Origin of the sequence: Bradyrhizobium sp. CCBAU 25360 (assembly GCF_028128695.1) — a bacterium.
Classification (GTDB): domain Bacteria; phylum Pseudomonadota; class Alphaproteobacteria; order Rhizobiales; family Xanthobacteraceae; genus Bradyrhizobium; species Bradyrhizobium ottawaense.
Genome location: NZ_LBJA01000037.1, coordinates 87,978 through 112,050 on the forward strand (window position 1 = coordinate 87,978; position 24,073 = coordinate 112,050).

The 24,073-nt window shown below is 65.0% G+C and carries 23 protein-coding genes; 13 read left to right on the plus strand and 10 right to left on the minus strand.

Features of this window, described 5'->3' with window-relative positions; genetic code table 11:
• Positions 1-80: 80 nt before the first annotated feature.
• Positions 81-383: a GIY-YIG nuclease family protein gene (locus XH81_RS14620; RefSeq protein ID WP_028141126.1), complete on the minus strand. Its 303-nt coding sequence runs from the start codon at positions 381-383 to the stop codon at positions 81-83.
• Positions 384-691: 308 nt separating this feature from the next.
• On the opposite strand from XH81_RS14620, the gene XH81_RS14625 reads away from it, so the two are divergent.
• Entirely contained in the window at positions 692-1,513 is an 822-nt protein-coding gene (locus XH81_RS14625) for a rhomboid family intramembrane serine protease (protein ID WP_028141125.1), read from the plus strand.
• 190 nt (positions 1,514-1,703) lie between these two features.
• On the plus strand, positions 1,704-2,132 hold the full coding sequence (locus XH81_RS14630; RefSeq protein WP_028141124.1) for a CBS domain-containing protein: 429 nt from the start codon (positions 1,704-1,706) through the stop codon (positions 2,130-2,132).
• Here the strand turns inward: XH81_RS14630 and XH81_RS14635 are convergent, their stop codons facing one another.
• Entirely contained in the window at positions 2,133-3,167 is a 1,035-nt protein-coding gene (locus tag XH81_RS14635; protein WP_028141123.1) for a patatin-like phospholipase family protein, read from the minus strand.
• Positions 3,168-3,411: 244 nt separating this feature from the next.
• On the opposite strand from XH81_RS14635, the gene XH81_RS14640 reads away from it, so the two are divergent.
• Together XH81_RS14640 and XH81_RS14645 are read left to right on the plus strand one after the other, a co-directional pair.
• Complete coding sequence (locus XH81_RS14640) at positions 3,412-4,485, plus strand: hypothetical protein (RefSeq protein WP_028141122.1); 1,074 nt, start codon at positions 3,412-3,414, stop codon at positions 4,483-4,485.
• Positions 4,486-4,919: 434 nt separating this feature from the next.
• Positions 4,920-5,114, plus strand: coding sequence for a hypothetical protein (locus tag XH81_RS14645; RefSeq protein WP_018322145.1), 195 nt, complete (start codon positions 4,920-4,922; stop codon positions 5,112-5,114).
• A 36-nt stretch (positions 5,115-5,150) separates the two neighbouring features.
• On the opposite strand, the gene XH81_RS14650 is transcribed toward XH81_RS14645, so the two are convergent.
• Positions 5,151-6,143, minus strand: a complete 993-nt coding sequence (locus tag XH81_RS14650) for a zinc-dependent alcohol dehydrogenase family protein (protein WP_244439233.1) — start codon at positions 6,141-6,143, stop codon at positions 5,151-5,153.
• Positions 6,144-6,245: 102 nt separating this feature from the next.
• Here XH81_RS14650 and XH81_RS14655 point away from each other — a divergent pair, with 102 nt between their 5' ends.
• Together XH81_RS14655 and XH81_RS14660 are read left to right on the plus strand one after the other, a co-directional pair.
• Complete coding sequence (locus XH81_RS14655) at positions 6,246-7,106, plus strand: LysR family transcriptional regulator (RefSeq protein ID WP_271596264.1); 861 nt, start codon at positions 6,246-6,248, stop codon at positions 7,104-7,106.
• Between the two features lie 1,310 nt (positions 7,107-8,416).
• Complete coding sequence (locus tag XH81_RS14660; protein WP_271596265.1) at positions 8,417-10,879, plus strand: putative bifunctional diguanylate cyclase/phosphodiesterase; 2,463 nt, start codon at positions 8,417-8,419, stop codon at positions 10,877-10,879.
• On the opposite strand, the gene XH81_RS14665 is transcribed toward XH81_RS14660, so the two are convergent.
• Both XH81_RS14665 and XH81_RS14670 read right to left on the minus strand, forming a co-directional pair.
• Positions 10,865-12,133 (minus strand): serine hydrolase domain-containing protein, encoded by a 1,269-nt coding sequence (locus XH81_RS14665; protein WP_028141118.1) that lies wholly within the window; start codon positions 12,131-12,133, stop codon positions 10,865-10,867. The two genes, XH81_RS14660 and XH81_RS14665, sit on opposite strands and share 15 nt — an antisense overlap.
• Positions 12,134-12,196: 63 nt before the next feature.
• A complete protein-coding gene (locus tag XH81_RS14670) occupies positions 12,197-12,760 on the minus strand; it encodes a nitroreductase family protein (protein WP_028141117.1) in 564 nt (187 codons plus the stop codon).
• A 145-nt stretch (positions 12,761-12,905) separates the two neighbouring features.
• Here XH81_RS14670 and XH81_RS14675 point away from each other — a divergent pair, with 145 nt between their 5' ends.
• A complete protein-coding gene (locus XH81_RS14675; protein WP_028141116.1) occupies positions 12,906-13,211 on the plus strand; it encodes a type II toxin-antitoxin system HigB family toxin in 306 nt (101 codons plus the stop codon).
• 10 nt (positions 13,212-13,221) lie between these two features.
• Positions 13,222-13,593 (plus strand): helix-turn-helix domain-containing protein, encoded by a 372-nt coding sequence (locus XH81_RS14680; protein ID WP_028141115.1) that lies wholly within the window; start codon positions 13,222-13,224, stop codon positions 13,591-13,593.
• A 6-nt stretch (positions 13,594-13,599) separates the two neighbouring features.
• Here the strand turns inward: XH81_RS14680 and thrS are convergent, their stop codons facing one another.
• On the minus strand, positions 13,600-15,654 hold the full coding sequence (thrS, locus tag XH81_RS14685; protein ID WP_028141114.1) for a threonine--tRNA ligase: 2,055 nt from the start codon (positions 15,652-15,654) through the stop codon (positions 13,600-13,602).
• A 184-nt stretch (positions 15,655-15,838) separates the two neighbouring features.
• Here thrS and XH81_RS14690 point away from each other — a divergent pair, with 184 nt between their 5' ends.
• Positions 15,839-17,008 carry an MFS transporter gene (locus XH81_RS14690; RefSeq protein WP_028141113.1) on the plus strand — a complete coding sequence of 390 codons (1,170 nt, stop codon included), beginning with the start codon at positions 15,839-15,841 and terminating at the stop codon, positions 17,006-17,008.
• A 91-nt stretch (positions 17,009-17,099) separates the two neighbouring features.
• A complete protein-coding gene (locus XH81_RS14695; RefSeq protein ID WP_028141112.1) occupies positions 17,100-17,477 on the plus strand; it encodes a hypothetical protein in 378 nt (125 codons plus the stop codon).
• 34 nt (positions 17,478-17,511) lie between these two features.
• On the opposite strand, the gene XH81_RS14700 is transcribed toward XH81_RS14695, so the two are convergent.
• Together XH81_RS14700 and XH81_RS14705 are read right to left on the minus strand one after the other, a co-directional pair.
• The gene (locus tag XH81_RS14700) at positions 17,512-17,838 is read right to left on the minus strand and encodes a GrlR family regulatory protein (RefSeq protein WP_028141111.1); all 327 of its coding nucleotides are present in this window, start codon (positions 17,836-17,838) and stop codon (positions 17,512-17,514) included.
• Positions 17,839-18,009: 171 nt separating this feature from the next.
• Complete coding sequence (locus tag XH81_RS14705) at positions 18,010-19,299, minus strand: alpha/beta hydrolase (RefSeq protein WP_049802004.1); 1,290 nt, start codon at positions 19,297-19,299, stop codon at positions 18,010-18,012.
• Between the two features lie 350 nt (positions 19,300-19,649).
• Between XH81_RS14705 and XH81_RS14710 the strand changes: the two genes are divergently transcribed.
• On the plus strand, positions 19,650-21,017 hold the full coding sequence (locus XH81_RS14710; protein WP_028141109.1) for an APC family permease: 1,368 nt from the start codon (positions 19,650-19,652) through the stop codon (positions 21,015-21,017).
• 2 nt (positions 21,018-21,019) lie between these two features.
• On the plus strand, positions 21,020-22,234 hold the full coding sequence (locus XH81_RS14715) for a hypothetical protein (protein ID WP_028141108.1): 1,215 nt from the start codon (positions 21,020-21,022) through the stop codon (positions 22,232-22,234).
• On the opposite strand, the gene XH81_RS14720 is transcribed toward XH81_RS14715, so the two are convergent.
• Positions 22,235-22,474, minus strand: coding sequence for a hypothetical protein (locus XH81_RS14720; RefSeq protein ID WP_028141107.1), 240 nt, complete (start codon positions 22,472-22,474; stop codon positions 22,235-22,237). It abuts the gene before it with no gap.
• A 92-nt stretch (positions 22,475-22,566) separates the two neighbouring features.
• Entirely contained in the window at positions 22,567-22,905 is a 339-nt protein-coding gene (gene yidD, locus XH81_RS14725; protein WP_028141106.1) for a membrane protein insertion efficiency factor YidD, read from the minus strand.
• A gap of 247 nt (positions 22,906-23,152) precedes the next feature.
• Here yidD and XH81_RS14730 point away from each other — a divergent pair, with 247 nt between their 5' ends.
• Positions 23,153-24,052 carry a hypothetical protein gene (locus tag XH81_RS14730; RefSeq protein WP_028141105.1) on the plus strand — a complete coding sequence of 300 codons (900 nt, stop codon included), beginning with the start codon at positions 23,153-23,155 and terminating at the stop codon, positions 24,050-24,052.
• The last annotated feature ends 21 nt before the right edge of the window (positions 24,053-24,073 follow it).

A 24,073-nucleotide genomic window follows, 5' to 3' on the forward strand; every position in this document is an offset into this window, starting at 1 on the left:
GCGCCTGGTCCGGGACACTAGCGTTCCGTGTCCCGGACGCGCTGCAGCGCATAGCGCTGCTGCGCAGAGCCGGGACCCAGTCAGTTTGCCAGCGAGTTCAGGTCTTCCGTCAGGTCGCGCCAGTCCGGATTGAGGTCTTCGATCAGCTTGAGCTTCCAGGCGCGCCGCCATCGCTTCAGCGAATGCTCGCGCGCTCTCGCTTCGAGGATGGACTCGTAGCTCTCGAAATAGACCAGCAACGTGACCCCGTATTGCTTCGTAAACCCGGGGACGCGCTTCGCCTTGTGTGCGGCCATCCGGCGCGCGAGGTCGTTGGTGACGCCGACGTACAATGTGCCGTTTCGCTGGCTTGCGAGGATGTAGACGAAGAATGCGGTTGGCATCGGCGTGAACCAGAAAGTAGAAACTACCTAGAATTGCATGGTTCGAGCTTGCCGCCAATCTGGGTCCCGGCTCTGCGGCGCGTCACTTCGTGCCGCGCCTGGTCCGGGACACGGGCTGGGCTGGTTTCATGCCCCGGACGCAGTGCGGCGCTTCTTCAGCGCTGCACTGCTGAGCCGGGGCCCAGCGTCGCGTCCGACATCGAAATGAGACGCCGTTTTACGATTTCCTTTTGTGCACTTGCGCAAGGCCGGCAAAGGCGACTATCTCCAAACGGATCGTTCCGATCGCGCCTGAAAGCGAAGCTGCCTTGGATTCCCCGCACGATTCTCCGCCGCAGGATTCTCAGCCCGGCCTGCCGGCCGCCCATGAGGAGGCTCCGCGCGAGCCGGTCCTGACGCTGCCTGTGGCGCTGACCGCCTATATCGTCCTGCTGGCGGTGATCCATCTGCGGGTGCTGCTGCCGGCGGAGCTCGAGAACTGGACCATCGACGTCTTCGGCTTCATCCCGAAGCGATACGATTCCTCGCTGCTCAATCTGCAGATCCCGGGCGGGTCGGGCGCCAAGGTCTGGACGTTCGTCACCTATTCGCTGCTGCACGCCAATCTGACCCATCTCGGCTTCAACGTGCTCTGGCTCTTGCCGTTCGGCAGCGCGCTGGCGCGGCGGTTCGGCGCGGTCAGGTTCTTTCTGTTTCTGGCGGTGACGGCGGCGGCCGGCGCGCTCGCCCATCTCGTCACCCATGAGCACGCGGTGGCGCCGATGATCGGCGCCTCCGCCTCGGTGTCGGGCGCGATGGCAGCCGCGATCCGCTTCGCCTTCGTGCGCGGCAGCTTCCTGTCGTTCAACCGGTCGGACGCCGATACCGCAGCAAAGGTTCCGGCGCTGCCGCTATCGCGTGCGCTGCGCGACGGGCGGGTGGTCGGCTTCCTCGCCGTGTGGTTCGGCGTCAACATCATCTTCGGCGTCGGTGCGATCGGCATCGATTCCGAAACCACGAGCGTGGCCTGGCAGGCGCATATCGGCGGCTTCTTCGCCGGCCTGCTGCTGTTCGCCCTGTTCGATCCCGTGCCGCGCGTGCGAAACGATGCTGCGGATGCGTCATCACAGGACGTTTCAGACCGTATTTGAAGCGGCGCTTGCGGCGCGGCCCGAATTCATCCATCATTTGCAGGAAGAATGTTCCGAAGCTGCAAGCCGCTAGCGGCGATGCTTCGCAAAGCGCCTGAGCCTGCAACCGGCGCCTAAACTGTTAGTTGAAGACTCGAAGAACAAGTCCGGACCGCCAAGAGGCGGACGGGTCCGATTCAGGGAGGCAACAATGACGGTACGTTCCATTCTCAACACCAAGGGCCACCAGATCATGAGCGTCGAGCCCGACGCGAAGCTGGCTGCCGCGGTCAAGTTGCTCGGTGAGAAGAAGATCGGCGCGGTGCTGGTGATGAACCAGAGCCGGCTCGAGGGCATCCTGTCGGAGCGCGACATCGTCCGCGTGCTCGGCGAGCGCGGCGCCGGCGCGCTGGAGGAGCCGGTCGCTCAGGTCATGACCCGCAAGGTGGTGACCTGCAAGGAGACCGACACGGTCGCCGAGCTCATGGAGATGATGACGTCGGGCAAGTTCCGCCATCTGCCCGTGATCGACAACGGCAAGGTGGTCGGCCTGATCTCGATCGGCGACATCGTCAAGCGCCGGGTCCAGGAATACGAGTCCGAGCAGGAAGCCCTGCGCGACTACATCAAGACGGCCTGATCAGGTCTGCTCGCCCGCTTTCGGAGCGGTGCCTTCGGGCGCCGGCGCCAGCACATGGATCGCCTCCTGGATCGACTCCAGCGCGCGCTCCGCGGCGCGGGTGCCATGAGCGATCAGGTCTTCGGAGCGGTGGAAGTCGAACCAGCCGAACTGGCCGACCCGCGGCGTGATCAACAGATCCGGCGGATCGCCGGCAAGGCGGGCGCGGGTGATGCGGTCCTGCATGATGTTGAAGGCATCCACCATCACCGAGGAGATGCCGGGCCGGCCATTGCCGCCAAAGAACTCGCGCTTCATCGTCCTCTCGGGCGAGAACAGGCGCGGGAAGCGCCGCTTGGCCGTCGGCTCCTCGGCCCCCGGAGCGACCGGCGTGGGCGGTGCGCCGTGCGAATAGATCGTCGTGGAATGGGTGAAGATGTCGCTGGAAAGATTTGCGGCGATGACGATTTCGGCGCCGAGCGCGCGGGCGGCCGAGACCGGCACCGGGTTCACCAGCGCGCCGTCGACCAGCCAGCGGTCGCCGATCAGGACGGGCGAGAAGATGCCGGGCAGCGCGTAGGAAGCGCGCATCGCATCGACGACGCGGCCGCGAGTCAGCCAGATTTCGTGGCCGGTGCGGACCTCGGTCGCGACGCTTGCGAACTTGATGGGCAGGTCCTCGATCAGGGTCTGTCCGACCGCGTTCTCGAGGCGGGTCGCCAGCTTCTCGCCGCCGAGCAGGCCGGAGCCGTTGAGGCGGATGTCGAGATAGCCGAGGATGTTGCGCATCCCTTGCAGGCTGCGCCCCCACTCTTCGAACGTCTCGAGTCGGCCGGCCGCATGGAGGCCGCCGACCACGGCGCCGATGGAGGTGCCGACCACGACGTCGGGCACGATGCCGTTGGCGATCAAGGTCCTGAGGATTCCGATATGGGCAAAGCCGCGCGCCGCGCCGCCGCCGAGGGCAAGGCCGATGATCGGCCGACGGGTGGGGCCAAGGCCAATCTTCTCACCGTTCGAGCCGTTCCCACCACGACCCTTCAAGATATCAAGCACCGAAACTCTCCTACCCGGGCCAGCCCTCGACACCAGAGTAGGCACCGGACTTCCGCCGCACCAGAGCGAGGGCCAAGCATGGTTTATACCGTTCGGGAAGCAGGGGGCAGCAGTGTGGCGAGAGCTGGCTGCCGCTGGACTAATCACGCAGGCGTCAACCGGGTTCCATCAATCGGACCGGGCCCGTATTTCCTGGGGTTTCAGAGGCTTGAATTTGCCGCGTTTTCGGTGAAAAGCAGGGGGCATGACACGCGGGGGTGACGGCATCATCGGATGGCGGCGCAGCGGCAGGCTGCTGCCGGCGCTGATCCTTGCCGCGTGCCTCGTTACCTCAGGCCAAAACGCTGCGCAGGCGCAGCTATTCTCCGATCGTCCGCCGCCGGTCCCGCCGGCTTCGGTGCCCGACCCCGGCGGCGCCGTCAGCCTGGCGCCGCCCTCCGGCCCTGGCGCCGGCCCCCCGAGCCTGCCGCCGACCCTGATGCAGCCGACGACCCCCAGCATGCCGCCGCCCGCGGTCACGACCGTGCCGCCGGCCGCCCCGCTCAATGCGGCCGTGCCCGGACAGGGCGTGCTGTCGCTGACCGCGAAATACGGCAAGGATTCTCCGGCGATCACCAGCGGCCTGGTCTGGCGCGTGTTTGCCGACCGTCCCGATGAGAACGGCACCTTCAAGCTGATCCGCGAGGACCGCAGCGCCACGCCCAATATCGTGCTGCCGCCCGGCAATTACGTCGTGCACGTCGCCTTCGGCCTCGTCAGCGCGGTGCGCACCGTCAGCCTGAAGGCCGAGACCGACCGCGAGTCCTTCGTGCTCCCGGCCGGGGGCCTGCGGATCGAGGGCCGGGTCGGCACCAGCCGCATTCCGCAGAACCAGATCTCGTTCGCGATCTACAAGGGCAGCCAGTTCGAATCCGGCGAGCGTGCCTCCTTGGTGCCGAACGTCGCCGCCGGCGACGTCGTGCTGCTGCCGGAGGGCACCTACTACATCATCTCCAACTATGGCGACGCCAATTCGGTGGTGCGCTCCGACATCCGCGTCCAGGCCAGCAAGCTCACCGACGTCACCATCACCCACCGCGCAGCCGTGATCACGCTCAAGCTGGTCAGCGACAGGGGCGGCGAGGCGCTCGCCAACACCGCCTGGTCGGTGCTGACCCCGGGCGGCGACGTCATCAAGGAATCGATCGGCGCCTTCCCGCGCGTCGTGCTCTCCGAAGGCGAATACCGCGCCATCGCCAAGAACGAGGGCAAGGTCTACGAGCGCGGATTCAACGTCGTCAACGGCGTCGACGGCGAGGTGGAAGTCGTCGCGCGCTAAGGCCGTCGCGCGCTAAGGTCTCGCGCGCTAAGGTCCTGGCGGCGGTGCCGCCCGCAACCTGACACCGACCTGACGTCCGGCACGGCAATTCTCATCGAGCGCACGAACGTGCATCTCCTGTTACCGTCGCATGCGTCGTGGGGACTGGTAAGCAAAATGCTCATCCCCATCACCCCCTGTGTTCTGCTTTGAATACTGCAAGCGCCAGCAGATTGCCTCCTGGGGCCGAGGCAAACACCGCTGGCGAAAGCTTATTCCCGCACCCCCGCCGTCCTCATCACAGCGGTGCAAGAGACGAATTTCCGATCATCAATTTTATTCTCTTTCCACTCCGCTGGGTTATATGTCGGGCATCCGTCTAATGGGGGAGGCCGGAGCAGGGGCTTGGATGCCTTTGCCAGACCGGCAAGGAGCAGGGGACCAAGCTCGTCGGCATGTTCGAAGTGATCCTCACCAGGCGCAAGCGGTTTGGCTGGCGATGGCAGGTGTGCGACCAGTCTGGCAAGATCTTTGCCGACGGTTTCGAGCGCACCCGGCCCTCCGCCAAATATCATGGCGAGCGCGCGTTGTTCTTCCTGTTGTCGCAGGCCTATTTGCGCAACCGCTCCGCCGCGTCCAGCGAAGACTAGCGGCGCGCACAGCTCCATCCGGCTACAAGCTCCACCTCAGATATCGACGACCAGCTTGCCCTTGGCGGCGTGATCCCTGATCAGGGCATAGGCGTCGTCGACGTTCTCCAGCGTAAAGCGCCTGGCGTCGAGCAGCGGCACGAGCTTGCCGGCCTCGGCGAGGCGCGTGGCCTCCGCCATGATCTCTCCATGATGCGCGCGGCCTTCGCCCGACAGCAGCGGCAGCAGCGTGAACACGCCTGAATAGGTGGCTGCCCGGAATGACAGCGGCGCAAGCGCATGCGTGCCCCAGCCGAGCGCGCTCACCACATGGCCGAAGCGGCGCACCGCTTCGAAGGAAGCGTCGAGCACCTTGCCGCCGACGATGTCGTAGACGATGTCGAAGCCGCGGCCGCCGGTGTGCTGCGCCACGCAGGCTTCGACCGAACTGTCGCGGTCGATGAATACGGCGCCGAAACCTTCGATGGTGGCGCGCTGCGACGGCGAACCGGTTGCGAACACCTCCGCTCCGAAGGCGCGCGCGATCTGGATCGCGACATGACCGACGCCGCCCGCACCGCCATGAATCAATACCTTCTGGCCCGCCTTCAACGCCGCCCGATCAATCAGGCCTTCCCAGGCCGTGATGACGATCAGCGGCAGCGCGGCAGCTTCCCGCATGCCGAGATTGGCAGGCTTCAATGCGAGGAGATCGGCATCGACCGCGGCGAATTCGGCGAGCGATCCCTGTACGCCGCCGACGCCACCGGTCATCCCGTAGACCTCGTCGCCCGGCTTGAACCGCGAGACCTCGCGCCCGGCCAGCTCGACCACGCCGGCGAGATCGATGCCGAGAATTGCCGGCAGCGGGTGGCGCGCATGCGCCGCGGCGCCGGCCTGGATCTTGGTGTCGAGCGGATTGACCGCGCTTGCGCGCACCCGCACCAGCACGTCGTGCGGGCCGATCTCGGGCGTGGAGATGGTTGAGAGGCGCAAGGGAGCGTTGTGGGTCTCCAGGACATTTGCGCGCATCGTCGATTGTCTCGTCATGATCGTCTTGCTCCGTGATCGGCTCAATATGCCCATGAAATTTTGCATGAGAAGGAACAAGGTTGTACAATCGTCATACATTTCTGTATGGCAGGAATCCTGATGGACTGGAGTGATCTGCGCATCTTCCTGGCAATTGCGCGCGAAGGCACGCTCGGCGCTGCCGCTCGAAAAATCGGCCAGACCCAGCCGACGATGGGCCGGCGGCTTCGCGCGCTCGAGACGTCGCTGGGACAGACGCTGTTCCAGCGCACGGCGGATGGCCTGGTGCTGACCGACGAGGGCGCCGCCGTGCTCCGCCATGCCGAGCGGATCGAGGACGAGGCGCTCGCGCTGGAGCGCCATGTGTCCGGTGCGGAGACGCAACTCGACGGCCTGCTCCGCCTGTCATCGTCGGACTGGTTCGGGACGGTGATGCTGTCGCCGGTGATCGCCGCATTCGGCAAGCGTCACCCCAAGGTGACGGTGGAGCTCCTGACCGATGCGCGGCTCTACAGTCTGCCGCGGCGTGAAGCCGATCTCGTCTTTCGCATCAAGCCGTTCAGGGAGCCCGAGGTGATCTCCAGAAAGCTGCTGCACATTCCCTACGCGCTCTATGGCAAGAGGGGCAGCAAGCCGCCGCGCGCCGGCGACGGCAGCGCTGTCCGCGTCGTGACGATGAATGCCGAGTTCGCCGACATGCCGGACGCCGTCTGGCTGAAGCGCGCGCTGCCGAATGCAGCCGTCGCCTCGCGCAGCAACAACAGGCAGGTGCAGGCCGAGCTTTGCGCGAGCGGCGGCGGCTTTGCCGTGCTGCCGCGTCCGCTCGGCGACCGCGACCGCCGTCTGGTCGCGCTCGACATCGGAACGGCGCCGCCCGGCCGCGACACCTATGTCGGTTATCATCGCGATCTCAGGCGGCTCGCCCGTCTGCGCGCGCTGCTCGATATCGTGATCGAACGTCTCGCCGGCGCGGCTCCGTAGCCCGGAGAGCGAAGGCGGAAGCGTGCCCACGATTGGCCCGAGTGGAGAGAGATGGTGGGCACGGCGCTTTGCGCCTTTGCCCACCCTACGAACGCGTTCCCACGAGCCCTTGCGTTGCCCGACGGGCAAAACACCCGAGCCGTGGGTCAATCCGTGTCATCAAAAATATCCCACTTTACCGAAATTCTCAAACGGCGTATGTGTCGCCTCAACCCGGCCCAAGGAAGAGGGGCGTATCGCGATCGTCACGAACGCGGGCCGGGCGGCGGTGGACGCTAGTTGCATCGGCGCGAAGTGCTTTCGCAGGGCGGAGAGCCGTGAGCGAAAGTATCGCGCACACGACCGGTGTGATCGGCGTACGGCAAAATCGTGTGGTCCTGGCGCCCGGGGTCTGTGCGCCAAGTCTTGTGGTGATGGGTGTCGTCCAACCGGGCGCGCCCGTCAGCCATCCGCAAGGCGACGGGGGCAATAGTGCAACGCTCCCCGGGGAGATCACGACATAAGCCGTAAAGCCACTGCGCAGGGAAGGCCGGGATGCTCCGGTTGCCCTGTGGTCTTTCCGCCTGTGCCTTTCTGCACACGCAGATCTTGCGCACAGGCGGCCATGGGAGCCAACCGGCTCCCGGCCTTCCCTGCGCCCTCTTTCAAATGGGGGTGAAGCGATCAAGCAAAGCTCGGGCGAAATGCGCCGCGAGGCTGCGAAGGTGTGTCTATTGAATAGGTCTCGTGCCTCGGACGCAGCGCAGCGCTTCTTCAGCGGTGCGCTGCAGAGCCGGGGCCCATGTTGCAGCACGTGCTGTGGCTTGCTGGGTCCCCGCCGCAACGCGAAGGGCGTTGCAGCGCGTCCGGGACACGAGAGAGCCGGAAGCTGCTACTTCACACGCCGTTATTGCGAGGAGCTCTTGCGATGAAGCAATCCAGACTGTCTCCGCGGCGGCAGCCTGGATTGCTTCGCTGCGCTCGCAATGACGACTCTCGTGCCCCGGACGCAGCGCAGCGCCTCTTCGGCGGTGCGCTGCAGAGCCGGGGCCCATGTTGCAGCACGTGCTGCGGCCAGCTAGGTCCCGGCTCTGCGCCGCAACGCGAAGGGCGTTGCAGCGCGTCCGGGACACGAGAGACGCGCGCCCAAACTTCGAACGCACACCCGGACGTAGCCCCTTCGCACGACCGTCATAGTCTCTAACGCCCACTAACCAACACCCGACTTAAAACTGTCATAATCGCCGAATGGAACCCGCGCCTGCGGCCTTTTTACATGTCGTTAAGCGCAGCTGCATTGGATGCGCCGGGAAAGTGCGTTGGGGACTGCCATGAATGCCGCGAAGAAAGTGTCGGGAAAACCGGCCGCCGAAATGTTCGACGACATCCCGGTGCTTCAGCGCAAATGGCGTGCCGCACTGAAGCCGGGCGATCGGCTGCCGCGCTATGAGGACGTGATGCTCGGCAGTCTCGGACGGCTCGCCGATCACATCGCGCTGCTGAGGAACGACGGCACGCTCGAGCTGTCGCGCAGCGGACGCTACGTGCAGAAATGGCTCGGCGAGGAGCGCTGGGACATTCCCGTCGCCGAATTGTCGCCGGATTGCGCCACCGCACTGTCGGAAGCGGCGACGAGCGCGCTTGCCAATGGACGACCTTACCACGCCAGCGCGCATTGCGTGCGCGACGGCATGGTCCGGACCTACGATGTGCTGGCGCTGCCGACGGCCTCGCGCTGGGGCGCTACGCTGGTCGGCGCCTACATCAACGAGCGCGGCACGCAGTACAATCTGCTGGATGCGATTTTCGCCTCGACCGACGATGCGGTGATCTCGCTGGCGACGTTGCGCGACGCCGGCGGCAAGCCGTCCGATCTCCAGGTCGTGCACCACAACAACAGCGCAAGCGCGCTGCTGAAGGTCGCGAGCGGAGGTCTGTTGTGGCGGCGGATCGGCGAGGGCAACACGCTGCTGGCCTCGTCCGAGATCATGGGCTTCCTGCTCAAGGCCGTCGCGGGCGGCCGCGGCGAGCAGCTCGAGATCGAGAGCGACGGACGCTACCTCCGCCTCAGCGCCACGGCCTTCGCCGACGTGGTCTCGCTGACGATCTCCGATGTCACCGCGTTGAAGCGGCGCGACGCCTCGTTCCGCCTGCTGTTCGACAGCAACCCGATGCCGATGTGGGTGTTCGACGCGCAGACCAAGGAGTTCCTTGGCGTCAACGACGCCGCGGTCCAGCATTACGGCTACAGCCGCGCCACCTTCCTGCGCATGAAGCTGCACGAGATCTGGCCGGAGGACGAGTGGGACAGCCACGCCGAGGCGCTGGAGCGCGTTGGCGAAGCCTATCACTCCTCGCGCAACTGGCGGCATCTGCGCGCCGACGGCAGCGAGATCGAGGTGCTCACCTTCGGCCGCCGTGTCGCCTTCGACGATCGCGACGGCTATCTGGTCGCAGTGGTCGACATCACCGAACGCCGCAAGGCCGAGGCGCGCATCGCGCACATGGCCCACCATGACGGGCTCACCGACCTGCCGAACCGCGAATATTTCCGGGAGCGCCTGAAGCAGGCGCTGGAGCAGGCAGCGGGGAAACGGGTCGGCGTGCTCTACATCGATCTCGACCTGTTCAAGAACATCAACGATTCCTTCGGTCATCCCGTCGGCGATCGCCTGCTCAAGGACGTCGCCGAACGCCTGACCCTTGCCGTCCGCGGCGGCAATCTGGCGGCCCGGCTCGGCGGCGACGAATTCGCGGTGATCCTTGCCGCCGACGTCTCGCCGAACGAGGCCAGCGCCTGCGCTGGCCTGCTGATCGACATGCTGAAGGCACCCTACGATCTCGACGGTCAGGAGATGGTGATCGGCGCCAGCATCGGCATCGCGCTGTCGCCCGGCGACGGCACGACGCCGGAAGAGCTGATGCGCAATGCCGACATGGCGCTGTACCGGGCGAAGTCCGACGGCGGCGGCGTGCACCATTTCTTCGAGCGCGAGATGGACCTGCAGGCGCAGAAGCGCCGCGACATGGAGCTCGATCTGCGCCATGCGTTCGCCAATGGCGAGTTCGAGCTGCACTATCAGCCGCTGGTGTCGATCGCCTCCGACCGCATCTCGGGCTTCGAGTCGCTGCTGCGCTGGCGCCATCCGGACAAGGGCATGATCTCGCCGGCGGAGTTCATCCCGGTTGCCGAGGACATCGGCCTCATCACGCAGTTAGGGGAGTGGGTCTTGCGCGAAGCCTGCGCCGAGGCCGTCAAATGGCCTGCCGACGTCAAGGTCGCGGTCAATCTGTCGCCGGCGCAATTCCGCAGCCGCAACCTGGTTCAAATCGTGATCTCGGCGCTGGCGCAGTCCGGCCTGTCGCCGCGGCGGCTCGAGCTCGAAATCACGGAGTCGGTCTTTCTGGCGGAGACTGATGCCAACCTTGCCATCCTGCACCAGCTCCGCGAGCTCGGCGTCGGCATCTCCATGGATGATTTCGGCACCGGCTATTCCAGCCTGAGCTATCTCAGGAGCTTTCCGTTCGACAAGATCAAGATCGACCGCTCCTTCGTCAAGGATCTGGCGCAGCGGCCCGATTGCAGCGCGATCGTGCGCGCGATCTCCGGGCTCGGCCGCAGCCTCAACATCACCACGACCGCGGAGGGCGTCGAGACCGAGGATCAGCTCGACTGGCTCCGCGCCGAAGGCTGCAACGAAGTGCAGGGCTTTCTGTTCAGCGCGGCGCGGCCTGCGGCCGAGATCGCAAAGCTGCTCGCCGATTTCGGTCAGCGCGCCTCACGGGCGGCGTAGCCCCTCGGGGTAGCAGTCGTAGACCAGCGCCTTGAAGGCGGGCGTGATGCGGCTGCGCTCGTTCTGGGTCTGCTGCATCATGAGGTAGACCATGTCGAGCTTGGGATCGACGCCGAAATAGGTGCCGCTCCCTGAGTCCCATTTCAGCTCGCCGAGCGAGCCCGGCGGCGGCGGTTTGGCGTTGCCCGGATCGGTCCGCACCGCAAGGCCATAGCCATAACCGAAGCCGTCGCCCGGAAAATAGAAATAGTCGCGTCCGACGCCGGAGCCGGGCCCGATATGATCGGTCGTCATGGCCTTGAACGCGGCAGGGCTCAGGTAACGCTTGCCCTCGAACTCGCCGCCGTTGAGCAGCATCTGCGAGAAGCGCTGATAGTCGGTGATGGTCGAGAGCAGGCCGCCGCCGCCGGACTGCCATTCGGGATGATCGAGGCGGTCACGCTCGGCGGCGAGCAGGATGAAATCGCTCGGCAGCGGCCGCGCCATCCGGGCGAGCTCGTCCTCGGTCGCCAGCGCGAATTTGGTGCTGCTCATGCCGAGCGGATCGAAGATGCGCTGCTTCAGGAACTGATACAGCGTCTGGCCCGAGATGATCTCGATGACGCTGCCGAGCACGTCGGTGGAATGGCCGTAGCGCCACAGCGTTCCCGGCTGCCGCGCCAGCGGCAGCTTGGCGATGCGGTCGGCGAATTCGCGGTTGTTGAACTGGCCCTCGAAGATGTTGGCGGCCTTGTAGGCCTGCTCGACCCATTTGCCGCCGATATAATCGTAGCTGATGCCCGAGGTGTGCCGCAGCAAATCCTCGATGTTGACGGGGCGGACCGGCGGCACGAGATCGAGCTCCAGCTTGCCGTCGGGCAGGGTGACTTCGAGGCCGACCTTGGTGTCGGCAAACAGGGGAACGTATTTCGACACGGGGTCGGTGAGGGCGAGCTTGCCCTCGTCGATCAGCATCATCGCACCAAGGCAGGTGATCGGCTTGGTCATCGAGTGGATCGCGAAGATCGTGTCCGGCGTCATCGCAAGACTGGTCCTGACGTCGCGCACGCCAAACGTCTTCTGATAGACCGGCTTGCCGTGCTGCTGCACCAGGATCACGGCGCCCGGCAACCGGCCGCTTCCCACCTCGTTGTCGAAATACGAAGTGATGCGATCCAGCCCCTCGGACGACGGGGCGGGGATGTCGGCGGCGCGGCTTCGTGCCATCGTGCCGGCGAGCAGCGCGGCCCCGACCAGAAAATCACGACGCTTCATACCGGCTTCCTCCCTGGCCGGGATGAAAGCCGCAAGACGCCAGAGGCGTCAACAAGCGTTCGATTAAAAACGCGTCACGATTTCCGAAAGGAACGGTCGCGGACGGTCTTCGCTCGGCTTGGTCGGCTTGCCCACGTGAATGAAGCCGGCGAGCTTTTCGTCCGGCTTGAGACCGAGACCGTCGAGCACGTCGCGATCGAACGAGAACCAGCCGGTCAGCCAGCAGGCGCCGTAGCCGAGCGCGGTTGCGGCCGTGACGATGTTCATGGCGCTGGCGCCGGCGGACAATTCCTGCTCGAACGCCGGCACCTTCGGATGCGGCCTGGTGAAACTGACGATGCCGATCACCAGCGGCGCGTCGGTGAGGCGCTTGCGCTCGATCTCGACGTCGGCGGCGGGCGCACCGGGATTCTTCCGGGCGAACACCTTGGCAATCACCTCTCCGGCGCGCTGGCGGGCGTCGCCCTCGAAGATGATGAAGCGCCAGGGCGCGAGCTTGCCATGGTCGGGCACGCGGGCGCCGATGGTGAGGATGGTCTCGAGCTCGGCCGCCGAGGGGCCAGGCCCGGTCATTTCGCGCGGCTTGACCGAGCGGCGGGTCTTCAGGAGTTCGATGGCGTCGGGCACGGGGCGTCCTTATGGCTTTGTTCTCGCCGGGAGATAGGCCCGGCAGGGGACGAATGGAAGGGATTTTAGAGCGATTATGAGTTCGACAGCTGCGCCCGTCCAGAAAGTTATGGTCCCAAGATGGGACTATGCTAAGATGAGTTGAATGAGGATCATCGCGCTCAGCACGATCAAGGCTTTTCTAGATCGGGCCGGCGAGGCGGCCTCCGATGCGCGCGATCCCCTGATGGCCTGGTTTCGGCAGGTAAAGCAGGCCGATTGGGCGAAGCCCGCGGACGTCAAGAGAGATATCCGAACCGCCAGTATCCTCAGGGATGGCCGCGTCACGTTCAACGTCGCCGGCAACAAATATCGCGTGGTGGTCTGGATCAACTATCCATACCGCGTGGTCTATATCCGTTTTGTTGGAACACACCGGCAGTACGACGCAATCGACGCGCAAACCATTTAGAAGGTCGATGATGGAAATCGCGCCAATCAAGTCTAACCGAGACTATCGTCGCGTGCTCAAGGAGATCGAGACGTTGATGAGTGCGCGCCGGAACTCGCCTGAGGGCGATCGGCTTGACGTGCTTGTGACGCTCGTGGAGGCGTGGGAGCGGAAGCACTACCGACTGGACCTTCCGGACCCGGTCGAAGCCATCAAGTATCATATGGAACAGGGCGGTCTGCAGCCGAGGGACCTGATTCCCTTTATTGGCAGCCGCAACCGGGTCCACGAAGTGCTCAACCGGCGGCGCGAATTGACACTCAGCATGATCCGACGGCTGCATGAGGGCCTCGGCATTCCGGCCGAGTCCCTCATCAAAGTCGGGCAAGATAGAGCCGCTTGAACGCCGTCAGACCGCGCCCCGCGCCCGCTTGACGTCCGGCGGGGTCGCCTCGTCGACCAGGGCGGCGATCGCCTCCTCGGTCGTCAGCACCTTCTGGCCGTCGCTGCCGAGGCGGCGGACCGACACCGAATGCGTCTCGGCCTCCTTCTTGCCGACCACGAGCAGCGCCGGGATCTTGGCCAGCGAATGCTCGCGGACCTTGTAGTTGATTTTTTCGTTGCGCAGGTCGATCTCGACCCGAAGCCCGGCGCGCCGTGCCTGCTCCATCACCACCTTGGCGTATTCGTCGCCTTCCGAGGTGATGGTCGTGACCACCGCCTGCACCGGCGACAGCCAGAGCGGGAAGTTGCCGGCATAGTGCTCGATCAGGATGCCGATATAGCGCTCCATCGAGCCGCAGATCGCCCGGTGCACCATGACAGGCGGTTTCTTGCCGCCGTCATGGTCGATGTAGAACGCGCCGAACCGCTCCGGCAGGTTGAAGTCGACCTGCGTGGTGCCGCACTGCCAGTCGCGGCCGATGGCGTCCCGCAGCACATATTCGAACTTCGGCCCGTAGAAGGCGCCTTCGCCCGGATTGATCTCGGTCTTGATGTGATTGTTCTGCGACTGGATCTCGCGCAAAACCGTCGCCATCACGCGTTCGGCGTGATCCCACATCTCGTCGGTGCCGACGCGCTTGTCCGGCCGCGTCGACAGCTTCACCGTGAGATCGCCGGTGAAGCCAAAGTCCGCATAGGTCGACAGGATGAGTTCGTTGATCTTCAGGCACTCTTCGGCGAGTTGGTCCTCGGTGCAGAAGATGTGCGCGTCGTCCTGGGTGAAGCCGCGCACGCGCATCAGGCCGTGCATGGCGCCGGAGGGCTCATAGCGATGCACCACGCCGAACTCGGCGAGGCGCAAGGGCAGGTCGCGGTAGCTCTTCAGGCCGTGCTTGAAGATCTGCACGTGACCCGGGCAGTTCATCGGCTTGAGCGCAAACCAGCGCTTGTCCTCGGCCTCGTCGCCGGCCGACTGCGCCGCGAACATGTTCTCGCGATACCAGCCCCAATGGCCCGAGGTCTCCCACAGCACCTTGTCGAGGATCTGCGGCGCGTTGACCTCGCTGTAATCGCCGGTCAGGCGCCGGCGCATATAGGCGATCAGCTGCTGGAAGATGGTCCAGCCCTTCGGGTGCCAGAACACGACGCCCGGACCTTCCTCCTGGAAGTGGAAGAGGTCGAGCTCGCGCCCGAGCTTGCGATGGTCGCGCTTCTCGGCTTCCTCGATCTGCTTCAGGTAGGCGTCGAGGTCCTCCTGCTTGGCGAAGGCGGTGCCGTAGATGCGGGTCAGCATCGGATTGTTGCTGTCGCCGCGCCAATAGGCGCCGGCCACCTTCATCAGCTTGAAGGCGTTACCGACCTTGCCGGTCGAGGTCATGTGCGGGCCGCGGCACAGGTCGAACCAGTCGCCCTGGTAGTAGATCTTGATCGGCTCGGTGCCGGGAATGGCGTCGACCAGCTCGACCTTGAAGGCCTCGCCCTTGTCGCGGAACACCTGCTTGGTCTTCTCGCGATCCCAGACTTCCTTGGTGAAAGGTTTGTCGCGCGCGATGATCTCGCGCATCTTCTTCTCGATCGCGGCAAAGTCTTCCGGCGTGAACGGCTCGTTGCGGAAGAAGTCGTAATAGAAGCCGTTCTCGATCACGGGACCGATGGTGACCTGCGTGCCCGGCCACAGCGTCTGCACGGCCTCAGCGAGCACGTGGGCGCAATCGTGGCGGATCAGTTCGAGCGCGCGCGGATCGTCGCGGCTGATCAGCTCGAGCTTGGCGTCGGCCTCGATGGGATCGTTGAGGTCGGCGACCACGCCGTCGAGCGCCATCGCGACCGTGCGCTTGGCCAGCGACGGCGAGATGCCCTTGGCGATATCGAGGCCGGTGATGCTCTGGTCGTATTGGCGCTGGGCGCCGTCCGGGAAGGTGAGGGTAACTTTGGCGGCGGGGGTCACGGGCTTCAGATTGCTGAGGGAATATTGGAAGCCGGATTCGGACTTCGGCTGGTCCTTGGACTGGTCGGTCATTGCTTTTCTCCTGAGGCTCACTCCTGCGAACGAGCGCAGGTAAGCGGGAACGAGCGATATATCAGGCGATTCGGCCTGCGCAATCCGGCAATTCCAAGAAAATCGGCGCATAAAACGGGCGTGCGCACGAACTATTTCGCACCGGCCCTTTAACTGGCCCGGCGGCTGCTCTACATGCACTTGCATGGAAAATGCACGCGCCCCGCGTTTCGCGCCAACCGCCTTGATGCTCGGCAATCTCGTCACCGGCTGCTCGGTGCTGGCGCCGGCGGGCATGCTGCCGGAGTTGGCGACGGGGCTCGACGTCAGCATTCATGCAGCCGGGCTCCTCATCACCTTCGGCGCGATCACGCTGTGCATCGGCTCGCCGCTGATGGCCTGGCTGACGAGCCGCATCGAACGGCGGACGCTGCTCACGACGACGCTGGCGGTGCTCGCCTTCGGCAATCTCGCCTCGGCCTTTGCACCCGATTACACCAGCCTCCTCGCCATCCGTCTCGTGATGCTCGCGGTCGGTGCGCTCTACACGCCGCAGGCCGCCGGCACGGCGGCGTTGATCGTGCCGGTGGAGCGGCGGGGCAGCACCATCGCCTATATCTTCCTCGGCTGGTCGCTGGCTGCCGCCGTCGGCCTTCCGCTGATCACCTTCATTGCCAGCCGCTACGGCTGGCGCGCGGCCTATGGCGAGATCGGCGTGCTCGGTTGCATCAGCTTCCTCTTGTTGCTGCTGCGGCTGCCGGCAGGCCTGAAGGGCGCGCCGGTGGACCTGAAGACCTGGCGCGAGGTCGGCCGTAACAGGACGATCCGGCTGCTGCTGGCGATCACCATGCTGCAGATGTCGGGGCAGTTCGTGGTGTTCACCTTCATGGGCCCGCTGCTCAAGAAGCTCACTGGCGCCGGTCCCGATGCGATCGGCATGGTGTTCGCGCTTTACGGCGTCTGCGGCTTCCTCGGCGTCGTCATCGCCACCCGCATCGTCGACACCTCGGGCCCCTATCGGACCTCGCTGCTGTTCACCTGCCTGCTGCTCGCGGGCATCACGGGCTGGGCGCTCGGCGCGGGCACGCTTGCCTTCATGACGGTCGGAGTCGCGATCTGGGGCCTCGGCTTTGCCTCGACCAATTCGATGCAGCAGGTGCGGCTGGTCGCGGCCGCGCCGCCGCTGGCATCGGCAACCGTCGCGCTCAATACGTCCGTTCTCTATATCGGCCAGGCGGTCGGCTCCGCCGTCGGCGGGCTGCTGTTCGCCCGCGAACTCCTGCATGCGCTCGGCTTCGTCGCGGTCGGTTTCGTCGTGCTGGCGCTGATCCTGGTGGTCCTGACCCGGCCCCGGCCTGCGGCTGCAACGGCCTGAATCCCGCGGCTTCGTGTACGCAATGTGCTTGGCAAACCGCGCGCGGGAGCGCTAGAACGCCGGTCATGGGGACCAAAGAGAGTTGACTGAAATGAGGATGATTCTGGCGGTTGCCGCGGTGCTCTATTCAGCCTCCGCGTTTGCGCAAGCCGACAAGCCACCGATGGTGGGGGACAAGCCCTTGGTGCAGGTCAAGCCCAAAGGGACCAAAGAGGCGGCGGCCAAGCCGGCCGCAGCGCCGAAGGGCAAGCCGCAGTCGATCGCGGCCAGGCTCCAGGCCTGCCTCGAACTCGACGACGGCACCAAGGACCGCCTCAACTGCTACGACGCGGTGATCGCGCCAGCGCCGAAGCCGAAGCCGGCGAAGGCCAAGGGCTACGCCGATTGCCGCTTCTTCAAGGAAGAGGACGAGCGGCTGGCCTGCTTCAACGGCTTTGCCGAGAGCATTCCGAAGCTGCCCAAGAGCTAATACTGACAAGAGCTAATCTCGAATGAGCTGATGCTCAGTTGCTGATCCGGCTCAGCACGGCCCGGAAGGCAACGCCCGGCGCCTGCAGCGCGTTGCCTTCGAATTCCGCGTTGTCGCCGTCCTCCCGGCCGGCGAGCGCCAGCGTGATCCGGTCGGTGCCGAACAGAGCCTTGAAGGAGGGGTCGTCGTTGTAGCGCTGGGTCGAGATCTTGACCTTGATGCTGTCGCCTTCGCCCGTATAGGTGCCGATGAAGGCGAAAGCGGAATTGCCGCCGCGCATCTTGCCATCCATCACGTAGACGACGCCGCAGCCCGTTCCATGAACGGTGTGGAAGTCGACCTTGTACAATCCCTGACGCACTGCCTGTCCCCGCGAAATTCCAATCACAAACTGGCCGGCAAAGTATGAGCCTTGCTGGCGGAAGCAATCCGGTGGCTTCCGGGGATTTCGACCATCAACATTACATTTTGATCAGAGCCTGAGGGAATTGCAGGCAATGCAGCCGGACACCGGCTGCACCAATATCCAAACCTATCGGCTCGATGCGGCGGAACTGGTGGCCGCCACGCGGGTCAGCGCCAGCGCCGGCGTCGCCGACATCTTCACCAGCACGTCCTTGAGTGGATCCCGCGTCCAGGCGCGGGTGACGTAGTCGCGATGGGTGATGCCGTCGCCGGTCTCCACGAACACCACGCTGCCGGGACGCAAGGGGCCGTCCATGTCCTCGGCGACACCGATGCCCTTCTGCCGGAGCATGCTCATCAGCTCGCGGTCGCGCCGCGCGGTGTGGCGGGTGTAGGCGCTGACGAAGAAGCCGGAACGGTGGCTCTCGATCCAGGACGCGAACTTGTCCATTTCGCCATAGACGGCGTCGAGCAGCACGACGCCGCGGACGCGGTCGCTGATGCCGCCGACCTCCAGGCTCCAGGCCGTCGGCAGGAAGCCGCCGCTATAGCCGACGATCACGATCGGCATGTTGGCGAAGGCGCGGGCGCTGTTGGGATCGCCGGTAACGCGGGCGAGGTGGTCGGCCGATTCCGCCATGAAGCGCTTGAAGCCGCCCGGTTGCCAGAACTTGCCGGCGCTGGAATCGGCGGCATCGACCGCCATCTGTGGGGCAAGCAGCACGGCATTGGCGCCGGAATCGGTGACCTGCTTCGGCACCAGCTGGCGATCACGCACGTCGCGTTCGAGCGTCGCGCCATTGCCATGGAAGAACACCACGATCACGCCCGGCTTGCGGACGTCGAAATGCTCGGGCACGTGCATCAGCACGCGGCTGTCATTGTAGGTCTCGTCCTGCCAGAACACGCGACCGGAATAGCTGCGATGGCCGCGGCGGTCGCCCTTGGCGATGTTGAGGAACGGCGCGTCGGAGGCGGGGTTGTTGCCGAAATAGGGAAAGGCCGACGATTTCATGCTGACGAGCGTCGTCAGGTCGTCGCGGGGCGAACGCTTGTAGGGGACCTGCGGCTCGAGCGAAGCGACCCTGTAGGGAGCCTGCTCCGGCGACGGTTGCTGCACGGCGCGCTTCGGCGAGAAGTCCGACATCTGCCGCTGCAGAAAACTCTCGCTCGCCGAGGGAAAGCGCTCCCCGAATTGCGGGGCCGGGAAGCGATCCTCGAACGTGTCGCCGCTCGCGACTTGCTGATTTGTCTTCGCAACGACCTGAACATTGGCCTGCGAGTTCGCGGCGAGCGCCGCCGGATTGGGCGCCTTGCCGCATTGAACCAGTGTCAGGGAGAGCGGCACCAAGGCTGAGATCAGGCCGATCCGGAGCGCATGACCGCGCGCACCGGACGTCGTCCGGTCGGCACGCATGTCAGCTCTCAATTTCGGAACGGCCCCGACCATCCACCCATGACCCCAAAGTCACGTCCATCGGCATCTCAAGACAATTGCGCCGCTGGCGTTTAGGTGACGTTAAGTGTCCGGAGAAACTTCCCCACATCCGGAACGCTCAAAAGGACCATGCAATCGTGTCCTGATTGTGGGGAGGAGGAACGGGATTTGCCGGGGCGGGCGCCGCTTTATCGCTCGGGGGCGGAATAAGCGGTGCTCAATTACCCGCTTCCGTCGCCTCATTTAGCCCTTGTTAACCCTGCTTGAATTGACTGGGCCAACCTGCACGATGCGCCCATGAGGCACGACGCCTGAGGTTAAGGACCCCGATGACGGCATCAAATGCGGGAACCGCGCCCTGGACTGGCCGGCTGACCGGAAGCGGGACCGGGGTCTCAGTTCTGGTCGCAACCGCCATCGTCGTGGCCGACATGATCGGGGTCGGCGTCTTCACCAGCCTCGGCTTCCAGGTCAAGGACATCCCGTCCGGCTTTTCGATCCTGCTGCTGTGGACCGTCGGCGGCATCGTCGCGCTGTGTGGCGTGTTCGCCTATAGCGAGCTCGGGGCGATGTTTCCGCGCTCGAGCGGCGAGTACAATTTCCTCGGTCGCGCCTATCATCCCGCCTTCGGCTTTCTCGCCGGCTGGGTGTCGGCGACGGTGGGCTTTGCCGCGCCCGTTGCGCTCGCCGCGATGGCGTTCGGCGAATACGCCAAATCTGTCGTGCCCGATCTGCCCCCGATCCCGCTCGCCATCGCCGTGGTGTGGCTGGTCTCGCTCGTGCAACTGACCGGCGTCAGGCACTCCTCGACCTTCCAGCTGATCGCGACGATCATCAAGGTCGCGCTGATCGTCGCCTTCCTGGTCGCCGGCTTCGTCATCGCTGCCCCGCAACCGATCACGTTTACGCCGCAGCCGGGCGATCTCGCCCACATCGTCAGCGCGCCGTTCGCGATCGGGCTCGTCTTCGTGATGTATTCGTTCTCGGGCTGGAACGCCGCCACCTACATCATCGGCGAGATGAACATGCCGCAGCGGAATCTGCCGCGCGCGCTGCTGGCGGGGACGCTGATCGTGCTCGTGCTGTACGTCGCGCTGAACGCGGTGTTTCTCCATTCGACGCCGGTCGGTGCGCTTGCCGGTCAGCTCGATGTCGCCAGCGTCGCCGGCAGCGCCATCTTCGGCAGCCTCGGTGGCCGGATCGTCGGCGCGATGATCTGCGTTGGCCTGATCTCCTCGATCAGCGCCATGATGTGGATCGGCCCGCGCGTGATGATGACGATGGGGGAGGACATTCCCGCCTTGCGCGTGTTCTCGAAGCGATCGGCGAGCGGCGCGCCGGCCTATGCGATCCTGTTCCAGCTCGCCGTCGCCAATCTGCTGCTGTTCACGCGCAGCTTCGAGGCGGTGCTCGACTTCATCCAGTTCGCACTGTTGTTCTGCTCGTTCTTCACGGTCGCCGGCGTCATCAAGCTGCGCATCACCGATCCCGATCTGCCCCGACCCTATCGCGCCTGGGGATACCCGTTCACGCCGCTGGTTTTCCTGCTCGTGACCGCGTTCATGATGTACTACCTGCTGACCGAGCGGCCGCTGCAGTCGCTCGCGGGGATGCTCGTCATGCTCTCGGGCCTGTTGATTTATGCTGTTTTCCGCAGGCGGCCGGTCGCCGCTGGCAATTCACACGATCGCGCATAGACATGTTTCGTCCCCTCAGAATTGCGGCCACAGCTCTTGCCCTGCTGGCTGCGGCCGTCTCGTCCGCGCACGCCGCCGAGGTGAGCTTCGACGACACCGCGCGCTTCCTCGCGGGCATGCAGCCTTCGGCGGACTCGCCGCTGGTGCCGCTCACGAAGGATCCGGGCTGGCAGCGCCATGCAAAATTCTTCGACGGCGCCTTCGCCCAGCTCGAACAGCGCCAGCTCTCCAAGATCCGCGATTGGGCCGACGTCAATCTCGCCGCGCCCCGGCCGACCATGTTCTACATGTTCAGCGGCCCCGATTTCCTCTACGCCAACGCTTTCCATTCCAAGGCCAGCACCTACGTGCTCGGCGCGCTGGAGCCGGTCGGCGCCGTGCCCGATTTGACGCGGCTGCCGCGCGGCGCGGTCGGCGCGGCGCTCTACAATGTCGAGCGCTCGCTCGGCTCGATCCTGAGCTTTTCCTTCTTCATCACCAAGCAGATGAAGGTCGACCTGCACGCCAACCAGGTCAACGGCACCTTGCCGATCCTCTATGTCTTCCTCGCGCGCTCCGGCAAGACCATCCGCAACGTCGAGATGATCGCGCTCGACGACAAGGGGGGCTTGCATGTCGGCGACGACAATCCGGGGCGTAACGCGACGCGCGGCGTTCGCATCGCCTTCGCCGGCAGCGATGGGGAAACACGCACGCTGTATTATTTCTCGACCGATCTTTCCAATTCCGGCGCGCGCAACACGGGGTTCCTGAAATTTTGCGAGACGCTCGGGCCCGGCAACAGCCTGCTCAAGAGTGCGTCCTATCTCATGCACTCCGGAAACTTCACCGTCGTTCGCGACTGGCTGCTCGCCAACAGCGCCACCATCATCCAGGACGATTCCGGTATTCCGCTTGCGAACTACGGCGCGCGGCAATGGCGGTTCTTCCCGTTCGGCCGCTATCTCGGGCCGATCGACGAATTCCCCGGCCGCTACCAGGAGCGCTATTCCGAGTTGTTCACGCGGGCCCAGCCGATCGATTTCGGCGTCGGCTACCGCTGGCGGATGCACGAGTCCAATTTGTTGCTGGCGGTGAGGGTGCCGGGTACCGAAACGGCGCCGGGCGGGGAGGCCACCTCGTCGGCCGATCCGGCGCCGAAGCCGCCGCGTCCGAAACGGCTGCGGCCGCCCGAGCCGATCCCGCCGCCGCCCGGGCGCTTTTACTGGTTCCGCTAATTACCAGTGCACGCTCTGGCTTGGCACGATGAACGCCGTCGTGCTCGGCGCGGTGGCTAAGCTCGTCGCCAGATACCAGCCGGAGCCAAGCACGAGCGCGAGCAAGGCGACGATCGCGAGCAGATCCAGGGTTCTGGGGTCGTGGTGCCGCCTGGAGCCGGGGGTGGGCCCAGGCCTGAAGTGAGAAAGCCTGAAGTGAAAAGGCCTGAAGTGAAGATGAGGGCTGATTTTCCAGCGCATTGTTGTTTCCTCCCGGGGGAGCATCGAAACAACGCGGGAAGAAAGCTTGCGGTTCCCCTCAGGCCACCGATGCGCAAAGCATCACAGCAATCTCAGGATGCATTGACGCCGCGCCAGCGGCCGTAGCGCCATGGCAGATACCAGTGCGCGCCTGGCGGTGCCGTGAGCGGTACATTGTCGATGCCCGACGTGCCGAACGGATTGCAGCGCAGCAGGCGCGCAAGCGTCATCCAGCCGCCGGCCCAGAGCCCGAACCGTTCGATCGCCTCGTCGCCATAGACGGAGCAAGTCGGCAGATGCCGGCAATTGTAACCGACCAGGGGCGACAGCGTGTGCCGGTAAAGCCAAATCAACGCACGGCCGAATCTGCGCGGGAGCCGAAACGCCCCTTCGACGGAACTGGAACAATGCCCGCAGGCTGAATGCTTCATGTGCGATGTGCTGCGAGGTTAGGCGAGGTGTTGCACGGTTCCGGCGCAGGGAACTGTAAGCTGTTGTTTGCGCGCCATATTTTGCGTGCTTTTTGGGAGCAGTGCAGCAAGTACCTGTGGACGATCTGTATTCCCACGGATACCATTTTTGTGACGTCCATGTGTAGAAACATACGCCTGTATGATGGACTCAGAGGGCGCTACCAAGGATTGTTAGGGACCTTAGGGGCTTGGGGAAGGAACCAGATTGAGACTTCTGAACTCCCTTAATCTTCGCGGCTGGTTGCTGGTGGGAACCGCCGTCTGTGGAGTCGTGCTGGCTGGCGCCGTCGCGACACTCGGGTCATCGGCCCGCGCGGGTGTTGCTCTCGAAGAGCGCAAGCTGCCGATGAAGTTCAACTGGATTGCCTGCGAGCCGAACTGCCGCGGCTGGGTCAGCGCGGTCGGCATCATCACCGCTGACACACCGAAGGATTTCGAGGAGTTTTCCCGCGGACGGCAGCTCGGCGGCGCCACCGTGGTGCTCGATTCCAGCGGCGGTTCCGTCAACGACGCGATCACCCTCGGCCGACGCTTCCGCAATCTCGGACTCCTGACCACGGTCGGCGTAAGTCTCCGCGGCGGGCAGTCCGCCCGCCCGGCGGTTGCGCCAGAGGCCTATTGCGAATCCATGTGTGTGTTCCTGCTGCTGGCCGGCAAGAAGCGCTACGTGCCCGAAGCTGCCCATGTCCGCGTCCACCAGATCTGGATGGGCGACCGCGCCGACGATGCGAAGGCGGCGAGCTACAGCGCGCAGGACCTGATGATCGTGGAACGCGACATCGGCCGGCTTGCCAAATACACCTTCGACATGGGCGGAGCCGGTGACCTGCTGTCGCTCGCGCTCAGCGTGCCGCCCTGGGAAGACCTGCATGAGCTGGACGCCGGCGAGCTGAAGCTCACCAATCTCGTGACGACCGACCTCGTCGCCGACGTGCTGCCGCATGTGGACATCTCTGCGCCGGCAATGGCGGAGCTTGCGCCGAAGACTCAGGCGAGGTTCGGCGCGGAACCGGAGCAGTCGCAGCCTGCCAAGTCGACCAAGACGGCCGAAGCCTTGGTGCCGACCGGTGGCGTGGCCGCGCCGGCTCCGGCGACGCAGAAGTAAGCTCTGAAATCTTGATAGTGA

What these genes read in the sequence shown, in the direction of transcription:
- XH81_RS14620 (WP_028141126.1), bottom strand. Translation starts at nt 383, where the DNA reads ATGCCAACCGCATTCTTCGTCTACATCCTCGCAAGCCAGCGAAACGGC.
- XH81_RS14630 (WP_028141124.1), top strand. Translation starts at nt 1,704, where the DNA reads ATGACGGTACGTTCCATTCTCAACACCAAGGGCCACCAGATCATGAGC.
- XH81_RS14640 (WP_028141122.1), top strand. Translation starts at nt 3,412, where the DNA reads ATGACACGCGGGGGTGACGGCATCATCGGATGGCGGCGCAGCGGCAGG.
- XH81_RS14645 (WP_018322145.1), top strand. Translation starts at nt 4,920, where the DNA reads ATGTTCGAAGTGATCCTCACCAGGCGCAAGCGGTTTGGCTGGCGATGG.
- XH81_RS14650 (WP_244439233.1), bottom strand. Translation starts at nt 6,143, where the DNA reads ATGACGAGACAATCGACGATGCGCGCAAATGTCCTGGAGACCCACAAC.
- XH81_RS14655 (WP_271596264.1), top strand. Translation starts at nt 6,246, where the DNA reads ATGGACTGGAGTGATCTGCGCATCTTCCTGGCAATTGCGCGCGAAGGC.
- XH81_RS14660 (WP_271596265.1), top strand. Translation starts at nt 8,417, where the DNA reads ATGAATGCCGCGAAGAAAGTGTCGGGAAAACCGGCCGCCGAAATGTTC.
- XH81_RS14665 (WP_028141118.1), bottom strand. Translation starts at nt 12,133, where the DNA reads ATGAAGCGTCGTGATTTTCTGGTCGGGGCCGCGCTGCTCGCCGGCACG.
- XH81_RS14675 (WP_028141116.1), top strand. Translation starts at nt 12,906, where the DNA reads ATGAGGATCATCGCGCTCAGCACGATCAAGGCTTTTCTAGATCGGGCC.
- XH81_RS14680 (WP_028141115.1), top strand. Translation starts at nt 13,222, where the DNA reads ATGGAAATCGCGCCAATCAAGTCTAACCGAGACTATCGTCGCGTGCTC.
- thrS (WP_028141114.1), bottom strand. Translation starts at nt 15,654, where the DNA reads ATGACCGACCAGTCCAAGGACCAGCCGAAGTCCGAATCCGGCTTCCAA.
- XH81_RS14690 (WP_028141113.1), top strand. Translation starts at nt 15,839, where the DNA reads ATGGAAAATGCACGCGCCCCGCGTTTCGCGCCAACCGCCTTGATGCTC.
- XH81_RS14695 (WP_028141112.1), top strand. Translation starts at nt 17,100, where the DNA reads ATGAGGATGATTCTGGCGGTTGCCGCGGTGCTCTATTCAGCCTCCGCG.
- XH81_RS14705 (WP_049802004.1), bottom strand. Translation starts at nt 19,299, where the DNA reads ATGCGTGCCGACCGGACGACGTCCGGTGCGCGCGGTCATGCGCTCCGG.
- XH81_RS14710 (WP_028141109.1), top strand. Translation starts at nt 19,650, where the DNA reads ATGACGGCATCAAATGCGGGAACCGCGCCCTGGACTGGCCGGCTGACC.
- XH81_RS14715 (WP_028141108.1), top strand. Translation starts at nt 21,020, where the DNA reads ATGTTTCGTCCCCTCAGAATTGCGGCCACAGCTCTTGCCCTGCTGGCT.
- XH81_RS14720 (WP_028141107.1), bottom strand. Translation starts at nt 22,474, where the DNA reads ATGCGCTGGAAAATCAGCCCTCATCTTCACTTCAGGCCTTTTCACTTC.
- yidD (WP_028141106.1), bottom strand. Translation starts at nt 22,905, where the DNA reads ATGAAGCATTCAGCCTGCGGGCATTGTTCCAGTTCCGTCGAAGGGGCG.